This is a genomic window from Parendozoicomonas sp. 2304DJ65-17 (assembly GCF_058148445.1).
In genome coordinates, this window is the sequence record NZ_JBYVJV010000001.1 from 1,043,070 (window position 1) to 1,059,913 (window position 16,844).

General features: G+C 48.5%; 14 protein-coding genes. 7 read left to right on the top strand and 7 right to left on the bottom strand.

Features of this window, described 5'->3' with window-relative positions:
- Positions 1-51: 51 nt before the first annotated feature.
- The 4 genes from ACY2RR_RS04765 to ACY2RR_RS04780 all read left to right on the top strand — a co-directional run bounded on the left by ACY2RR_RS04765 (position 52) and on the right by ACY2RR_RS04780 (position 5,337).
- The gene (locus ACY2RR_RS04765; protein WP_490107000.1) at positions 52-2,019 is read left to right on the top strand and encodes a bifunctional 2',3'-cyclic-nucleotide 2'-phosphodiesterase/3'-nucleotidase; all 1,968 of its coding nucleotides are present in this window, start codon (positions 52-54) and stop codon (positions 2,017-2,019) included.
- Between the two features lie 342 nt (positions 2,020-2,361).
- The gene (locus ACY2RR_RS04770; RefSeq protein WP_490107001.1) at positions 2,362-3,549 is read left to right on the top strand and encodes a DUF819 family protein; all 1,188 of its coding nucleotides are present in this window, start codon (positions 2,362-2,364) and stop codon (positions 3,547-3,549) included.
- Between the two features lie 115 nt (positions 3,550-3,664).
- Positions 3,665-4,093, top strand: coding sequence for a hypothetical protein (locus ACY2RR_RS04775; protein WP_490107002.1), 429 nt, complete (start codon positions 3,665-3,667; stop codon positions 4,091-4,093).
- 71 nt (positions 4,094-4,164) lie between these two features.
- Entirely contained in the window at positions 4,165-5,337 is a 1,173-nt protein-coding gene (locus ACY2RR_RS04780; protein ID WP_490107003.1) for a hypothetical protein, read from the top strand.
- A 55-nt stretch (positions 5,338-5,392) separates the two neighbouring features.
- Here ACY2RR_RS04780 and rlmB read toward each other — a convergent pair whose 3' ends face one another.
- Together rlmB and rnr are read right to left on the bottom strand one after the other, a co-directional pair.
- Complete coding sequence (gene rlmB, locus ACY2RR_RS04785; protein ID WP_490107004.1) at positions 5,393-6,136, bottom strand: 23S rRNA (guanosine(2251)-2'-O)-methyltransferase RlmB; 744 nt, start codon at positions 6,134-6,136, stop codon at positions 5,393-5,395.
- Positions 6,137-6,212: 76 nt separating this feature from the next.
- Positions 6,213-8,813, bottom strand: coding sequence for a ribonuclease R (rnr, locus tag ACY2RR_RS04790; protein ID WP_490107005.1), 2,601 nt, complete (start codon positions 8,811-8,813; stop codon positions 6,213-6,215).
- Positions 8,814-8,991: 178 nt separating this feature from the next.
- Here rnr and ACY2RR_RS04795 point away from each other — a divergent pair, with 178 nt between their 5' ends.
- The 3 genes from ACY2RR_RS04795 (at position 8,992) to ACY2RR_RS04805 (ending at position 11,255) form a co-directional block, all read left to right on the top strand.
- Positions 8,992-9,771, top strand: a complete 780-nt coding sequence (locus ACY2RR_RS04795; protein WP_490107006.1) for a hypothetical protein — start codon at positions 8,992-8,994, stop codon at positions 9,769-9,771.
- Positions 9,772-9,903: 132 nt separating this feature from the next.
- Positions 9,904-10,563 carry a hypothetical protein gene (locus ACY2RR_RS04800; RefSeq protein ID WP_490107007.1) on the top strand — a complete coding sequence of 220 codons (660 nt, stop codon included), beginning with the start codon at positions 9,904-9,906 and terminating at the stop codon, positions 10,561-10,563.
- 65 nt (positions 10,564-10,628) lie between these two features.
- Positions 10,629-11,255: a LysE family translocator gene (locus tag ACY2RR_RS04805; protein ID WP_490107008.1), complete on the top strand. Its 627-nt coding sequence runs from the start codon at positions 10,629-10,631 to the stop codon at positions 11,253-11,255.
- Positions 11,256-11,328: 73 nt separating this feature from the next.
- On the opposite strand, the gene ACY2RR_RS04810 is transcribed toward ACY2RR_RS04805, so the two are convergent.
- The 5 genes from ACY2RR_RS04810 to hflK form a co-directional block, all read right to left on the bottom strand.
- Entirely contained in the window at positions 11,329-12,627 is a 1,299-nt protein-coding gene (locus tag ACY2RR_RS04810) for an adenylosuccinate synthase (RefSeq protein ID WP_490107009.1), read from the bottom strand.
- A 98-nt stretch (positions 12,628-12,725) separates the two neighbouring features.
- Positions 12,726-13,898, bottom strand: coding sequence for an ATP phosphoribosyltransferase regulatory subunit (locus ACY2RR_RS04815; protein WP_490107010.1), 1,173 nt, complete (start codon positions 13,896-13,898; stop codon positions 12,726-12,728).
- Positions 13,899-13,949: 51 nt separating this feature from the next.
- A complete protein-coding gene (locus ACY2RR_RS04820) occupies positions 13,950-14,141 on the bottom strand; it encodes a DUF2065 domain-containing protein (protein ID WP_281645808.1) in 192 nt (63 codons plus the stop codon).
- A 105-nt stretch (positions 14,142-14,246) separates the two neighbouring features.
- Entirely contained in the window at positions 14,247-15,119 is an 873-nt protein-coding gene (hflC, locus tag ACY2RR_RS04825; RefSeq protein WP_490107011.1) for a protease modulator HflC, read from the bottom strand.
- The gene (hflK, locus tag ACY2RR_RS04830) at positions 15,116-16,315 is read right to left on the bottom strand and encodes an FtsH protease activity modulator HflK (protein WP_490107012.1); all 1,200 of its coding nucleotides are present in this window, start codon (positions 16,313-16,315) and stop codon (positions 15,116-15,118) included. Before hflK ends, hflC begins: the two co-directional genes overlap by 4 nt.
- Positions 16,316-16,844 lie beyond the last annotated feature (529 nt).

Sequence of the window (16,844 nt, forward strand, 5' to 3'; positions counted from 1 at the left end):
TACCCTTTCCTCGCCATATTTCTTTTATACACCTGACGACAACAGGTCATCATGATCAAAAGAACCCCGCTACTTTGCAAAGCCGTGACTTACACCCTGTCCGGTGTACTGTTTTCTACTGCGAGCTTCGCAGCCACTGTTGATCTTCGCTTGATAGAGACAACAGACATTCACTCCAATGTTCTGGATTTCGACTTTTATAAAGGCAAATCCACAACCCGTTTTGGTCTTGTTCGCACAGCCTCTGTAGTCAAGCAGGCACGCGCTGAAGCCACCAACAGTGTTCTGGTTGACAATGGCGACCTGATTCAGGGTTCCCCAATGGGAGACTGGCGCGCGGCTGAAGGGCTGCAAGAAGGTGATGTTCACCCTGTCTACAAAGTTATGAACGCCATGCAGTACGACGTTGGCAACATTGGTAATCATGAATTCAACTATGGTCTGGATTACCTCAATGCCGCTCTTGCTGGTGCAGACTTCCCTTACATAAACTCCAACGTGCGTGACGCTGAAACTGGAGAGAACCTGCTGCCTCCTTATCTCATCAAAGAGATAGAAGTGAAGGATACCGACGGCCAGGTGCAATCTATCAAAGTTGGCTTTATCGGCTTTGTTCCACCACAGATTATGCAGTGGGATCGCAAGAACCTTGAAGGCAAGGTCACTGTTACTGACATCACAGCAACAGCCCGTCTGATGATTCCGGAAATGAAATCCAAAGGTGCGGATGTTGTGGTTGCCATTCCTCACTCTGGTTTGAGCGAAGAGCCTTACAAGGCTATGGCAGAGAACTCTGTGTACTACCTCTCTCAGGTTCCTGAAATTGACGCCATTATGTTCGGCCATAGCCACGGTGTATTCCCGAGCAAGAGCTATGAAAATATTCCCGGCGCTGATATCGAAGCGGGTACCTTGAACGGTGTTCCTACTGTGATGCCTGGCCGCTGGGGCAGCCATGTTGGTGTTATTGACCTGACCTTGGATAACGCCAACGGTTCATGGAAGATTGTAAAAACCAATACCGAAGCCCGAGCTATTGCTGAAAAAGACGGCACTGCTCTGGTAGATGCAGACGCCGAACTGTCACAACTGGTTGAAGACGATCGTGCAGCGACTAACGCATTCGTAAACCAGCCGATTGGTAAAGCGTCTGACGTAATGTACAGCTATCTGGCACTGGTTCAGGATGATCCTACTATCCAGATCGTAAACCAGGCTCAGAAAGCTTACGTTGAAAAGTTCATTCAGGGTGACCCTGACTTGGCAGATCTTCCAGTTCTGGCAGCCGGTGCTCCTTTCAAGGTTGGCGGCCGTAAGAATGATCCAACCAACTTTACTGAAGTTGAGTCCGGAGTTCTTTCCTTTAAGAATGCCGCAGACCTGTACCTTTACCCAAATACTCTGGTTACAGTAAAAGTCACCGGTGCTGAACTGCGTGAATGGATGGAGCGTTCCGCAGGTCAGTTTAACCAGATTGATACGACTTCTACTGCACAGCAGAGCCTGATTAACTGGGACACTTTCCGTACTTACAACTTCGATGTTATTGATGGTGTGAACTACGAAATTGATGTTACCCAGCCTTCCCGTTACAACGAAAAAGGTCAGGTTGTTAATGCTGATGCTCGCCGTATCAAAAACCTGAGCTGGAATGGCAAACCTGTTGCCGACAATCAGCAGTTCCTGATTGCAACCAACAACTACCGTGCTTTTGGTGGTGGTAAGTTTGCAGGTACTGGCGAAGACAAAGTGGCTTTTGCTTCTCCAGATGAATCCCGTCAGGTTCTGGCAAACTACATTGCTGAAACCAGCAAAACTGAAGGTGAAATTAAGCCTGCTGCTGATAACAACTGGCGTTTCTCCACCATTGAAACCGAAACTGATCTGAATGTTGTGTTTGAAACAGCGCCTTCTGAAAAAGCTGCTGCTTTCATTAAAGCCAACGCTCAGTATCCAATGGAAATGGTTGGCACTGATGAAGCCGGTTTTGCTCTTTACCAGATCAAACTGACTAAATAATCATCAAAACTCTGCTCTAAAGCTAAAAAGCCCTGCAAGTATTAGCAGGGCTTTTTGGTCAAATAAAAGCAACTCTAACGAATTAAATTTAACTTCAAATAAAACCAAAAGACTTGGGTTAACTAATTTTGATTGGTAAATATGATTTTCACAATAACTTTTTTTGATACATATCATAGCCTTAGAATCCTCACTTTCATTTCTTCTAATTCCTGACAGAAATCAAATAAAACAACTTCCGACTTTGTTTTCCTAATAACGAATTCATCACACCTGCCTCTGTTGCTGATGTTTGTTTAAACACTGGCAGGATGAAATATTTTTGCCAAACAAGGTTGAAGCATGATTACCGGTGGTTTTTCTTTTATTGCATTTATAGTTTGCCTGGCAGCAGGTACTTTCTTTCTTGAGGAAAAAACAAAATCAAAATTCTTTGAATATGTTCCCCCCCTGGTAATTATTTATTTCGCGGCCATGCTGTTCTCCACCTTTGGCCTGTGGTCTCTCTCAATTGATGGCGAAGCAACTGGTGCAGGTATTGCACGTGGCTCCATTCGCAGCGCAATCCTTCCTTCCATGATTTTCCTGATGCTACTGAAGTGCGATATGCGCAACATCATGAAACTCGGCCCTAAAATGCTGCTGGCATTCTTCTCCGCCAGCATCAGTATCATGGTTGGTTTCCTGATTACTTTCGCACTCTTCAAAGGCAGCCTGGCCGCTAACTCCTGGCAGACCTTCGGTGCACTGGCCGGTTCCTGGATCGGTGGTACCCAAAACATGGTTGCGGTACAGCAGGCTCTGGGGCTGGATGGCGCAGGCATGGGTTACACCCTGCTGATTGACTCCATCGACTACTCCATCTGGATCATGATGCTGCTGATGATGGTGTCCACAACCTCCATCGTTAAGAAGTTCAACACTTTCAATAAGGCTGACACTTCCATTGTTGAAGAGATCAGTGCAAAGATTGAAGCCACTGAAAAAGAAGGCCGCAAAGAAGCAACCTTCCTGGATCTGTTCGGCCTGCTGGCTCTGGCTCTTGGTTCCGGTGCATTCTTCACTTTCATCGCCCAGTACCTGCCACAGAGCCAGTTTGTGACCGGCACTATCTGGATGATCATGCTGTCTACCATCGCTGGTATTGGTTGCGCTATGACTCCTCTGAGCAGCGTTCCAGGTTCCAAGCAGCTGTCTAACATCATGCTGTACACCATGGTTGCCCTAATCGCTGCCAGCGCTAACTTCGGTGAGCTGACTGAAGCCCCTGTTTACATCATCGCGGGCTTTATGATCCTCGCTATCCACGCTCTGGTTATGCTGGTTCTGGCTAAAGTCTTCAAGATTGACCTGTTCACCTGCTGCATCGCCAGCTGCGCCAACATCGGCGGTGTTGCCAGCTCCCCAATCATCGCGGGTGCTTACAACGAGAACCTGGTTCCTGTAGGTGTTCTGATGGGCATGCTGGGTGCTGTCATCGGTACCGGTGGCGGCCTGATCGTTGCCCGCCTGCTGTTTATGATGGTTTGATTCAACTCTTCCATTAATTAAAAAAGCCCTGACTAACAAGCCGGGGCTTTTTTATGAATTTGCGAAAATAAAGTCTTTCCCATACCTTGAGATAATATCAACAGGAATAATGACAATGTCGGAACATATAACCCAACAACCGACAGAGGTCTCCACCAGCAGTTCACGACTTCTGCAGAATGCCTTGCTGATTAATGCGTTTTTCTCCTGCATCTGTGGTCTTTCCATGCTGATCTATTCCACAGGGATCAATACATACATCGGTTTAAACAATTATCTGGCTGATGGTTATTTAATGGGATTGGGTGGTGTTCTTGTTTTCTTTGCAGTTTCTCTGTTTATTATCGCCATGCGACCAGCTATTCATAAAGGTTTGGCGCAAACCATCATCTTATTGGATACCCTGTGGGTTGTTGCCAGTATTATTCTTATTGCCTTTCAACTTTCTTCACTGACTCTGGCTGGTGAGTTTATTATTGCTGCCATTGCGCTTATTGTTGCAATACTGGCTTATTCCCAATGGCGCGGCCTTGATAACGTATAGTTTTACCTGCCTGAAATTAGGAAAGTTCATTCTGCTAACCTGAAATCAATCATTTAATCAGGGATGGCAGAATGGAAAGCAAGGGCGTACCACCAGGGGCTGGAGGCACAAAACCTCTCGTTATGGTGACTCCCTCGTCGCCAGAAAAAGGGCCTGTTACAACAACAGAAGCTCATAATCAGATACCCGGAAAAGCTCCTATATGGCAACAAGGCGCTCTGGAAACCAGCCTCTCCAAACGAAGAATATCAACAGCCAAACGCAAAGTTTTTCTGGTTGTTCTTTCTGCTCTCGCCTTCATCAAACCTATAAAGGCCAGACTGGCATGCAGTTATCTGCGCATGGCCAGAGATGCGATAACTCAGGGAGATACTGAAAAAGCTTTAAATCTGACTCATCGCTTAGGGCGCTACGAGGCGACGCTGCGATACCTTGATCAAGAGACTCAGCCCGAGACATTATCCCTCTTCGGCGCTTATCAGGAACTACGCTCTAAAGCGGTTGAAATGTCTGGACAAACAGCCGCAACAAACCTTTCCCAGCTACAGGGGCTTTCCAGTTCCGAAGCAATAGCTTTTATTAATGACAATCACGGTGAACCACGAGAGTTGCCACTCAAAGGAATAGTTCTTGTCGGTGGAGTAGGTTACGGAAAATCCAGTGTACAAAAAGCACTTTGCTCTTTGCCTGGGTCAAGTGAAACGGTAACTCTCAAGGATGTTGACGGGGCAGAAGAAATACAACATTCCCGTGTTCGCTTTAGCGGAGATCATACTATCTCGGTTGATGAGATTGGTGGAAACTCTCCGGAGCAAGAGGACGCTAAGACTATTCCATCTCTTGCACAAAGATTGAAGGGCGGAGCCCAGATAACTCTTTGCCTGAACGGTGCTGGCCGGCTTATCAAAGGCGATTTGGATTTCTGGAAAGCGCTGAAAAAAGCTGCCGATCAAGAAGGTATCACCGACCTCTTCAAGCGCGTGAACTTCTGCCTGCTACGCAGCAATAAAGCCATACCTGATTCATCAAGTGCAGAACCTGTTGAAAAGCATTTACAGGAACAAGTTGAATCTTTCGACGAAGCGATAAGCAAGTACACAGAGAAAGAGCTTGGCATTAACGTTCAGGATGCCAAAACATATTGGGGAGATAGCTGGATAGTTGCTGCAGGGGTAGGAGGAGACGAGCCAGGGGGAGCAGTTAAACCAGGCTGGGAATACAAGCTCTTCCGAAAAGCCGATTAAAGAGACAAGAAAGCCACTCAATTTGAGTGGCTTTCTTCATTTCGAACTCTGAGTTTTAGTGCTGAGTTCTCTGGCGCAAAGCTTCAAACAGGCAAATACCTGTGGCCACAGAAACATTCAGGCTGCTCACAGTACCCACCATTGGAATGTGCACAAGGGCATCACAATGTTCACGGGTTAAACGACGCAGGCCTTTTCCTTCCGCTCCCATCACAATAGCTGTTGGGCCATTCAGATCAGTGCTGTAGATGTTGCTACTGGCTTCACCAGCAGCTCCAATCAGCCAGATACCACGCTCCTGCAATTCACGCATAGTGCGGGCAAGGTTGGTAACCGTGATCAAAGGAATAGTTTCTGCCGCACCACAGGCCACTTTACGGGCAATAGAGTTCAAAGGCGCAGATTTGTCTTTGGCAACAATCACTGCCTGCACACCGGCAGCATCGGCAGAGCGCATGCAGGCACCGAGGTTATGAGGATCGGTGATGCTATCGAGAATCAGCAAAAATGGTGGCTGATCAAGGTTGTCCAGCAAAGTGTAGAGATCATTTTCCCGGTAAACCTTAGCGGCACGCACTAAAGCGACAACACCCTGGTGAACGCCATCGGCTTTGCGATCAATACGCTCACGATCAACAAACTTAACGGGAATACCAGTTTCCCGCGCCTGTTCGATCAGTTTTTCCAATCGGCTGCCGCGGCGGCCTTTCTGAAACCAGACTTCCATAATCTGGTCTGGATGACTTTCCAGTAGCGCCTGTACAGCATGAACACCAAAGGAAATATCGTTATCAATCATTCACTTCTACTCCGCCTGACACTTTATTTTCAAAGAACAAATAAAGTGCCAGGCATTTCATACTTAAATCTAAAGGTTATTTCTTAACGGGGCGCTTGCGCGGAGAGCGCTTGGGTTTTGCAGCCGTTGTTTTACCTGAGTTTTTCACCGCAGGTTTTGTGCTGGTCTTCCCGGTTGTTTTTTTTCTGGAAGCTCGCTTGGCTTTATCCTTACGGACTTTCTTTTTGCCCTTGGACTTTTTACCCGCACCTTCATCCGTAGCTTTTTTGGATCGGGACTGTGGGCGGCTCTCCCAGACGCCATCATCTTTCGAAGCTTTGTCAGGGGTGTTTGGACGAGGCTTACGCCCTGTTGCTCTGCGAGACTGAGCACGTTCACGCTCTCCACCTCGGCTGTCTGCTTTACCTAGAGCTGCTGAACGTCTCCGACCACTGCGCGTCGCCATTGGCGCGCCAGCCATTTCGAAGTCGATGGTTTTTTCTTCCAGGTCAACACGCGCAACCTGAACAGTCATACGATCGCCCAGCTGGAAGCGGGTGGCTGTTTTCTCTCCCATCAACCGCTGGTGAGCCTGTTCAAAGTGATAGTAGTCACCCGGCAACGTACTGATATGAACCAGACCAGTCACAAAGATATCAGTCAGCTCAACAAACAGACCGAAGCCGGTAACTGTAGCGATCACACCTTCATAGGTTTCCCCAAGATGGTTCTGCATGTACTCACACTTGAGCCAGTCAGTGACATCACGGGTTGCATCATCGGCACGACGCTCAGTAAGAGAACAATGTTCGCCCAAAGCCATCATCCCTTCGTTGTCGTAAGGGAAAATAGCTTTCTTGGTCAGCGATTGTGCACCATCAACACGCACCACATGTTTGGACTTTTTCTCCGAACGAATCACATGGCGAATAGCCCGGTGAACAAGCAAATCCGGGTAACGGCGAATCGGGGAAGTGAAGTGCGCATAGGCGGAATAAGCCAAACCAAAGTGCCCGGTATTTTCCGGATCATAAACTGCCTGACTCAAAGAGCGCAGCATCATGATCTGGATAACATGAGCATCCGGACGATCAGCAATAGAACTCAGCAGATGTTGGTAATCTTTGGGAGTTGGCTTGCTACGACCGGGTAAGCTGAGCCCCAGCTCTCCCAGGAAGTTATGCAGGTTCTCCAGCTTCTTGTCTGTCGGCCCTTCATGCACACGGTAAAGTGCAGGTAGCTCATGTTTCTCAAGAAACTTGGCCGTGGCAACGTTCGCGCACAGCATGCACTCTTCAATCAGCTTGTGAGCATCGTTCCGGTAAGTGGGAACAATCTTGTCGATCTTACGATTGGCTCCGAAAACTATACGGGTTTCGGTGGTTTCAAAATCGATAGCACCACGATCGTCACGCACTGCACGCAGAGCATGATAAAGGCGATACAACTCATCCACATGGGGAACTACATCCGCATACTCTTTGCGCAGAGCTGCGCCGTCTTCCCGTTCAGGATGCTCGAGCATGGCGCCAACCTTGGTGTAGGTCAGACGAGCATGGGACTGAATCAAACCTTCATAGAACTTGAAACCGCTGAGTTTACCTTTGGCGCTGATGGTCATTTCACAGACCATTGCCAAACGATCCACATGAGGATTCAGGGAGCAAAGTCCATTAGATAAAACTTCCGGCAGCATGGGAATAACATAGCCTGGGAAATACACGGAGTTACCCCGGTTGTGGGCTTCCAGATCAAGCGCTGAACCGGGCTTCACATAATGGGAAACATCGGCAATGGCTACAAACAGACGCCAGCCGCCAGACTTTTTCTTCTCTGCATAAACAGCATCATCAAAGTCCCGTGCATCTTCACCATCAATGGTGACAAATGGCACAGCACGCATATCCACACGGTGGGCTTTATCGTCTTCGGCGACTTCAGGTTTGAATCGCTTAACCGCATTCAGAACATTCTTGGGCCATTCATGGGGAATGTCATGGCTACGAACGGCGATATCAATCTCCATGCCCGCATCCATACGGTCACCGAGGATTTCCCGAATCACGCCAATGGCCATATGGCGCTTGGTGGGATATTCCTTAATATCCACCAACACAATCTGGCCTTTTGTGGGAACCAGAGCACCGGGTTCGATGACCACATCGTTGGTCATCCGTTTACCTTCCGGAGTCACGAACCCAAGTCCGTCTTCCTCATGGTAAGGACCAACAATCTGGGTAACACTGCGCTCCAGAATATCTACAACTGTGCAGAAGCGGCGGCCACGGGAATCTACATCAGTTTCCCTCACCACAACCCTGTCACCATCAAACAGCTCCTTCATCTGTCTGGCAGTCAGGAAAAGGTCATCGCCTTCACTGGGAATAACAAATCCAAACCCATCACGGTGTCCCTGAACCTTTCCAACGATAAGATCCATTTTGTCTATTAGACCAAAGGCTCCTTTACGGGTCTGAATCAACTGCCCATCCCGCACCATGGCTATCAGGCGCCGTCTTAACCCCTCCTGTTCATCCTCATCTTCCAGGCCAAACTCATCCACCAGAACTTCGTAACGGGCTGGTGCTCCGCGGTTTTCAAGTTGCTGGAAAATAAGAGTTCGGCTGGGAACAGGATTTTCATATTTGCTGGCCTCAAGGCCGGCATCGGGGTCATCGGACCGCCAGGATGTGGACATATTTTTCCCTAAAAGATAATTCTGCTGCCAAGTATACGCCCCACAGGGCTTTCAGGCGATGTAAAGACTCTTAGACCACCTTTAGTCGTATACACAGAACTAATTGCCTAACACTCTGGTCAGAGATGTTAGAAGGACTAACAACTTAAGTCAGCGTTATTTAACATGGAGGTCAATTATGATTAACAATCGTAATAATAATGGTAACGGATCTAGTGTCGTTACACTGCAAGACGTTAAAAACGACTCTTATGGTTATCAGGAGTGTGTAGACGAAATCTGCCTGCGAGCAAGCATAACCAAAGATGGCCACACAATCTCTTTGGTTCCCCCTGAAACAAATCAAATTCCTGAGTTCGAACCGTTCCCCGGTCCTGGCCAAACGACGGGTTATAAGGCTGTAGAAGACGAAGAGGAAATCGTTATTCCAGCAGAAACTCCTTCACATAAGCGCTCTGTAAAAAAGGCTATTACAAATGCTTTGATGAGTCTTGCCTCTGCTATCAAAAAGACTCCAGGTTTTATCGGCAGAGCCGTTTTACGCGCAGCTGACCCAAGAACCTATCTTTTCGGTACTTATAAGCTGAATAGAAAAGTTGAGAATCTGGGTGCCTACCTTTTGAATAACCACTGCAGTGGAAACATTTTCAAGCGTGCTGTTGTAGCAACAGTGGTATTAGCAACGATCGCTACAGTAAAAACCAGCGACTACGTTATTGATGAGATAAGAAAGTGTTTTGCAGACCCGATGGCAGTTGCTGGCAATCTGGGTCTTATGGGTTACGACGTAAGCTTTCTGAATAGTTACTACGAGCATAATCTTCACGACACTGCCGACCGTGCAGCTTTCGGTGCCAAGGGGCTTGGTGATGAAGTAGATCCTGATGGTTATCTGGCTGGGTGTGCCAAGTTTCAGGCCAAGGGCATTGTTCTTAGAAATCTAACTAAGCACCTCTAGATCCACCTAAGGGCAGGTGTAAACCTGCCCCTTCTTCCTCTGTCTAACCATTCTGTTAGTAAACTTCTGCTCTCTTCCGAACTCTAAAGTATTGCCTGTATTAGGTTGGTTCAGAAGATATGGGAGGTTTTCATGGGCTTAAAGACAAACAGGGACGCTACTCAAGCCGTTTTCGATAGAGATTGGAACAGCTCAGAGATTTCTCTGCCATCGAACACTGACGGTGACCCTGTACAGTGGCGGGGGCTGGACGTGGAACCTAGCGAGCCCAAACCTGAGCAGGAATCCAAAAGTCTTAAAGCTGATGACGGTGTTTGTCCGCATCAGGAGAAAGCTCCATCCACCAGCCTTCTGACCCGATTCTGTAAAGCCATAAACCCATTGAGCTATCTGAATCTCTTTCTGCAATATTCTGAGCGGGGCAACAGAAGTCTTGAGCGCATTGGTGGAAATATCTGGCAGAAATATAACCAGAGAAAAACCCATAGTTTTTTCGATACTGCCTGGACTTACGGCCGAGTACTGGCGATAAAAACCTTTGTTGGCGCAAGGCGCTTGGTTGCTGAGGAAATCATTGGCTGCCTTTATGACCAGACTAATGCTGCAGACCATCTGGGCTTTTTCCGGCTAAACCCCATACCTGATGAATATTATATTCATGGGGATTGCCATAGGTACTCCTGCGTTTATCTCGGCGGGAAGCGACTGCAGCCTTATGCCACGGCAGATGACATAGTCGAAATCAAAGGTCGGTTCGCAGTTCTTCAGTTTATCTACAGTTTTTTTGTATAAGTCGACTTGTAGTTTGCGGGCGTTTTCCTGTTATTCTGCCGAACAGAATATTTATAAGGTGATGTATGTTTTTTGATCTCTGGCCCGCTCTTGTTGCACTGGTTTTACTTACAATGGCCCCCGGTGCCGATACCCTGATTGTTATGCGCAATACCAGCCGTGGCGGGCTTGTGGATGGCACTGTCACCAGCCTTGGTATCTGCTCAGGCCTGTTTATTCATGCACTGGTTTCTGCTGCAGGTATTTCTGTTATTCTTCTTCAGTCTGCTGTTGCCTTCAGTGTTTTGAAGCTGGCTGGAGCTGGTTATCTTATCTGGCTAGGGTTGGGAAGCCTGAAGCAGGCCTGGCGGGGTAAAACCAGCCTTGTGACTGGGCAAGTAAAAGAGCATTCATTCTCAGTATCACAATCTTTCCGTGAAGGTTTTCTCTCTAATATTTTGAATCCGAAGACTGTCGTTTTTTATATGGCGTTTCTACCTCAATTTATTAATCCTGAAGGTTCTGCATTGGTGCAGTCTCTGACTCTGGCTGGGCTTCATTTCATCATTGCTATGACTTGGCAAACCATGATTTCTTTAATGATCAACCGGGCTAAAGAATGGCTGGCTAAGCCTTCGGTGAATCAGGCCTTTAACGGTGTAACAGGAACTCTATTAGTTGGCCTAGGGGCTGGGCTGGCAATTCAGAAATAAAAAGCTGTCTGCTAAAACTATCAGATAAAACAAAGGCTCCAATCAGGAGCCTTTGTTTTATTTAGCGCTGAATTTATTCAGCATCAAAGGAGTGGCGCAGAATGATCGTTTCAACACGATCCGGGCCAGTAGAAATAATATCTACAGGAGCACCGATAATTTCTTCTACACGCTTAATGTAAGCGATAGCGTTAGCAGGCAGCTCTTCCAGAGTCTTGGCTCCAAAAGTTGTTTCAGTCCAGCCTGGCAGCTCTTCGTAAACCGGAGTGATTTCTTCCCACTCTTCGGCATCGTTAGGAGTCACAATCTCTTCACCGGCAGAGTTGGTGTAGCTGGTGCAGACCTTCACAGTTTCCAGACCATCCAGAACATCCAGTTTGGTCAGGCAGATGCCAGACACGCTGTTGATCTGAACAGATTGACGCAGTGCAACAGCATCCAGCCAGCCACAACGACGCTCACGACCAGTGGTTGCGCCAAACTCATGACCTTTAGTGCCCAGATGCTCACCAACTTCATCAAACAGTTCAGTTGGGAAGGGACCAGAACCAACGCGGGTAGTGTAAGCCTTGGTGATACCCAGAACGTAGTCCAGATAAAGAGGACCAAAACCGGAGCCTGTTGCGACGCCACCAGCAGTGGTATTGGAAGAAGTTACAAATGGGTAGGTACCGTGATCAATATCCAGCAGGGAGCCTTGAGCGCCTTCAAACAGGATGTTGTCGCCAGCCTTACGTAGTTCGTGCAGGCTGTCAGTCACACGATCTACCATAGGAATAATCTGACGTCCCCACTCCAGAGCCTGCTCCAGAACTTCTTCATAGTTCAGAGGCTCAGCTTTGTAGTAGTTCTCCAACGCAAAGTTGTGATACTCCATCACACCCTTCAGCTTCTCTGCAAAACGCTCAGGATGCATCAGGTCACTCAGACGCAGACCACGACGGGCAACCTTGTCTTCATAAGCAGGACCAATACCACGACCGGTGGTACCAATCTTGGCTTTACCGCGAGCAGCTTCACGAGCCTGATCCAAAGCAACGTGATAAGGAAGAATCAGGGGGCAGGCAGGGCTTAAACGCAAACGGTCACGAACCGGAACTCCACGCTCTTCCAGTTCAGCCATTTCCTTAAGCAGAGCATCAGGAGCCAGAACAACACCATTGCCGATGTAGCAGGTTACGTTTTCACGCAGAATGCCTGATGGAATCAGGTGAAGAACCGTCTTCTCACCATTAATAACCAGTGTGTGCCCGGCATTGTGGCCGCCCTGGAAACGCACAACAGCGGACGCCTGGTCGGTCAGCAGGTCAACAATTTTGCCCTTGCCTTCATCACCCCACTGGGTGCCCAGAATGACTACGTTCTTGCCCATCACTTCATCTCGGTAAAAAAAAAACCGACTGCTCAAACCCTGCGGTTTACAGCATCCGTTTTAGCCAATTATGGCGCTGGCAAAATCACCCCACAGATTTAATCCGTTGAGACAACCTGCCAGTTTCCATCCACTTGTCTCAGCATTCGTCTGTACGTCCGGCTTTCACCGTCGGCACTGTCAGAAAGCTGATTGATTACACACTCGCCTTGAGCACGCAGTTGACGAACAATTTCCGGATCAACATCCAGAGGAGCCAGAATGGCCCCTGTTCGTTCCGGCTCTTCATAAGAGCCGAGACGCAATAAAACTTTAAGATCAGCACTGAAACCTGTTGCGGGTCGGGAACGACCAAACGCTTCGCCAATGCCATCATAACGGCCACCTTTGGCAACCGCCTGTCCTTCACCGGGAACATACGCCGCAAACACGACATCGGTGTGATAGTTGTAACCACGAAGTTCGCCCAGATCGAAGTACAGGGAAACCGCCGGATAAAGCGCGCTGACACGTTCGGCAAGTGCAGCCAGGCTATCAATGGCTTCAAGCACTTCAGCCGGAGCCTGTGCCAACTCTTTTCGTGCAGTATCCAGAACTGAAATATCACCACACAGTTCAGGCAATGCCATCAGCATTCTGCCAGCTTCAGGAACAGTGACACCCGCAATCAAACCCTGCATTTCGCCAATATCTTTGCGTTGCAGGGCATCAAATAGGTTCGCTTCCGCTTCGGAGCTAAGCCCGGCCATTCTCACCAGCTGACGAAAGATTCCAACATGGCCAAGATCAACGGAAGGCTGGCAAATGCCAGACAATGCCAGGGTTTCCAGCATCAGGGAAATCACTTCCAGATCACTTTCCAAACCAAAATGACCATACAATTCAGCACCCAGTTGAATGGGTGTGCGGGAAGCCGCCAGAGTTGCTGGACGAGTATGGAACACACTGCCAGCGTAACAAAGCCTTACCGGGCCATCCTGACGCAAGGTATGGGCATCCATTCGGGCAACAGCTGGAGTAGTATCAGCACGGAGACCAAGAGTGCGACCGGAAAGCTGGTCAGTCACCTTAAAGGTCATCAGATCTAGATCACTGCCAGAACCGGCAGTCAGAGATTCGAGAAATTCGATATGAGGAGGGATAACCAGATCGTAGCCCCAGGAGGCATATAGATCCAGCACTTCACGGCGCATGTGCTCAACCTTCCAGGCTTCGGGCGGGAGCACTTCTTCAATACCATCCGGCAACAGCCAGCGATCCGCTATCGTCATTTTCCCCGTCTCTCGTTGGTTCTCTCGGGAACCTTTATTTTACGCGACAAGTCAGCGCACAAGGTAAAGCAGGACAGTTCCAATAAGCATACTGGCCAGACCTGTTATTCTCAGGCTGCGATCATCTACACGAGCCAGCTGAGCAACGAGTTGCCTCCATCTTTGCGGATACAGAAAGGGAATAATGCCTTCCAGTACCAACATCAGACAGAATGCTACAGCAAGTTCCTGCCAGAAACTCATGGACGCCTCGATACGCTATACACGAAAAAACCGGGTCCCTCGGACCCGGTTTGCGTAATCATACCACTGTACAGTGGTTCAGTTAACCACTGTACAGAGTATTTCTTACTTGCCAGAAGACTTGTTCAAATATTTGAAGAAGTCACTGTCTGGCTCAAGTAGCATGACATCGGAAGCACTGTTGAAGGAACTTCTGTATGCCTGCAGGCTGCGGTAGAAGGAGTAGAACTCAGAATCCTGCTGGTAAGCCTTGGCGTAGATGGATGCAGATTCCGCATCACCTTCACCGCGTAGGATCTCAGCTTTACGGTAGGCTTCCGCAAGAATTACCCGACGCTCACGCTCAGCGTTCGCTCGGATAGCCTTACCCATTTCCTTACCTTTGGAACGGTATTCCTGAGCTTCTTTTTCACGCTCAGATGCCATCCGCTGGAATACGGAGTCACTTACATCTTCAGGAAGGTCGATTTTCTTCACACGAACATCCTTAACAGAGACACCCAGTTCATCAAGGGCAACGGTGTTAAGGTTGGCGGTGATGTCTTCCATCATCTGGTCACGACGACCGGAAACCACTTCATTCAGAGTCAGGCCACCAAAGCTGTTACGCAGACGGGAATCCGCACGCTGAGTCAGCAGCTGGCTGACACGGTACAGTTCACCGTTGGTCGCTTTATAGAACTTCTCAACGTCCTGAATCTGCCACTTGATGTAAGCATCAACAACCACGGCTTTCTGTTCCAGAGTCAGAAAACGTGCCTGAGGAACATCCAGAGGTTGCAGACGGCCATCAAAGATCTTCACGTTATCAATGAAGGGAACCTTGAAGTGCAGTCCTGGCTTGATGTCAGCATCAGTAATCTGACCAAAACGCAGCTGAACACCACGTTCACGCTCAGTTACCATGTACAAGCTGTTAGCCAGAACCAGGAACGCCAGACCCAGCGCAATAACAACAGACATTACTTTAGAACTCATCGTGCAGTCCTCCCTGTACGGCTGTTGCTGACACGACGGTTGATCTCGGCAGTCACCTGATCAGCAATGGTACCGATGTCTTCCTGAGACAGGGCAGTTACTCCTGAACTGTTCGCAGAGCCGCCGGACATTGTTCTGACTTTCTTACCGTCCATCAGTTTATCCAGTGGCAGATACATCATGTTGTTTCCACCTTTTACGTCCACCAGAACCTTGCTGGTTGTACCCAGCAGTTCCTGCATGGTTTCGAGGTAGAGACGCTCCCGGGTTACCCCTGGGGCTTTCTGATACTCGGTCAGCAGCTGGTCGAAACGGGAAGCGTCACCCTTGGCGCGGGAAACAACTTCTTCTTTGTAACCTTCTGCTTCTTCGCGGATACGCTGAGCGTCACCACGGGCTTCAGGAATAATCTGGTTGGCGTAAGCTTCAGCCTTGTTCTTTTCCTGCTGCTCTTCTTCACGGGCACGGATAACATCGTCAAATGCTGTCAGTACCTGACGTGGAGGCTGGGAACTCTCGATGTTGACCTTGATTACGTTCAGGCCGGTTCCATAAGCATTCAGGTACTCCTGCAGACGAGCTTTCACTTCGTCACCAAGAACCTCACGACCTTCGGTCAGCACCTTGTACATCTCAGAACTACCCACCACATGACGCAGGGCACTCTGGGTGGCTTCCTTCAGGCTTTGCTCAGGATTGGAATCTTTCAGTACATAATCTTCCAGACTGGTGATGTTGTACTGAACAGACATGGCCACTTCGACAATATTTTCGTCTTCGGTCAGCATGGACTGACTCAAACGATAAGTATTGATCTGGGTAACCGGCTTCAGATAACGGGATTCGATAGGTGGGAAGTACATGCGCAGACCAGGGCCTACAGTTTCTGTGTACTTACCAAAACGTAGAATTACTGCACGTTCTTTTTCATCTACAACGTAAACAGCGTTCCAGAGATAGGCAAGAATAGCGATAACAACAATGCCAACCCAGAGGCCACCACTGCCAGCAGCACTGCCGGAGCCTCCACGGTTTCCATTGCCGCCTGTAGAGCCGCCCTTGCCACCGAAAATACCTTTCAGTGTCTGTTGAAACTTGCGGAAGGCTTCGTCCAGATCAGGAGGTCCCTGATTGTTGCCTTTGTTTCCGCCCCCCCAGGGATCCTGGTTATTACCACCCGGCTCATTCCAGGCCATAAAGTTCTCCGTCGTCAGCGTTGTCATCCACTGTCTGGTCACGCAGACAGAGTTCAGAAAGCCTGTCTGATAAATTCCTGATAAGTTTTTCAGAAATCCACCCAGTACCTGCCCACTGTCAGTAATGGCCAGTCGCTATACACGCGCGCTGTTCGCTGTACACAGCCTACTGCGACCACCATGGCAAATTGTAGAGTTACTGCGGTATTAGACGCAACCTTCACTACGGCTTATACGCAGCATACATCCAAGTATTTCTCTCGACCTAACTGATAAGCACGGTTAAATCGGCCTATAAATACAAAACGGCACACAGATTGATCATCCTGTCTCCGCAATGCAGTCTGCATCCAGAAATTACGCATCCTTCAACAATAACACTCAAACAGCTCGAGCACATTTAAGCATTCCATTGTTTTCTGGTTCTGAAACTCAGGCTCAAAACCTGCATACAACTTTCAATGGTGCCCTTGCCAATCAAATTCAAGGGTACAACGCAGATTTCTTATTACGATACCGGGAGAAACTC

What these genes read in the sequence shown, in the direction of transcription:
- ACY2RR_RS04765 (WP_490107000.1), top strand. Translation starts at nt 52, where the DNA reads ATGATCAAAAGAACCCCGCTACTTTGCAAAGCCGTGACTTACACCCTG.
- ACY2RR_RS04770 (WP_490107001.1), top strand. Translation starts at nt 2,362, where the DNA reads ATGATTACCGGTGGTTTTTCTTTTATTGCATTTATAGTTTGCCTGGCA.
- ACY2RR_RS04775 (WP_490107002.1), top strand. Translation starts at nt 3,665, where the DNA reads ATGTCGGAACATATAACCCAACAACCGACAGAGGTCTCCACCAGCAGT.
- ACY2RR_RS04780 (WP_490107003.1), top strand. Translation starts at nt 4,165, where the DNA reads ATGGAAAGCAAGGGCGTACCACCAGGGGCTGGAGGCACAAAACCTCTC.
- rlmB (WP_490107004.1), bottom strand. Translation starts at nt 6,136, where the DNA reads ATGATTGATAACGATATTTCCTTTGGTGTTCATGCTGTACAGGCGCTA.
- rnr (WP_490107005.1), bottom strand. Translation starts at nt 8,813, where the DNA reads ATGTCCACATCCTGGCGGTCCGATGACCCCGATGCCGGCCTTGAGGCC.
- ACY2RR_RS04795 (WP_490107006.1), top strand. Translation starts at nt 8,992, where the DNA reads ATGATTAACAATCGTAATAATAATGGTAACGGATCTAGTGTCGTTACA.
- ACY2RR_RS04800 (WP_490107007.1), top strand. Translation starts at nt 9,904, where the DNA reads ATGGGCTTAAAGACAAACAGGGACGCTACTCAAGCCGTTTTCGATAGA.
- ACY2RR_RS04805 (WP_490107008.1), top strand. Translation starts at nt 10,629, where the DNA reads ATGTTTTTTGATCTCTGGCCCGCTCTTGTTGCACTGGTTTTACTTACA.
- ACY2RR_RS04810 (WP_490107009.1), bottom strand. Translation starts at nt 12,627, where the DNA reads ATGGGCAAGAACGTAGTCATTCTGGGCACCCAGTGGGGTGATGAAGGC.
- ACY2RR_RS04815 (WP_490107010.1), bottom strand. Translation starts at nt 13,898, where the DNA reads ATGACGATAGCGGATCGCTGGCTGTTGCCGGATGGTATTGAAGAAGTG.
- ACY2RR_RS04820 (WP_281645808.1), bottom strand. Translation starts at nt 14,141, where the DNA reads ATGAGTTTCTGGCAGGAACTTGCTGTAGCATTCTGTCTGATGTTGGTA.
- hflC (WP_490107011.1), bottom strand. Translation starts at nt 15,119, where the DNA reads ATGAGTTCTAAAGTAATGTCTGTTGTTATTGCGCTGGGTCTGGCGTTC.
- hflK (WP_490107012.1), bottom strand. Translation starts at nt 16,315, where the DNA reads ATGGCCTGGAATGAGCCGGGTGGTAATAACCAGGATCCCTGGGGGGGC.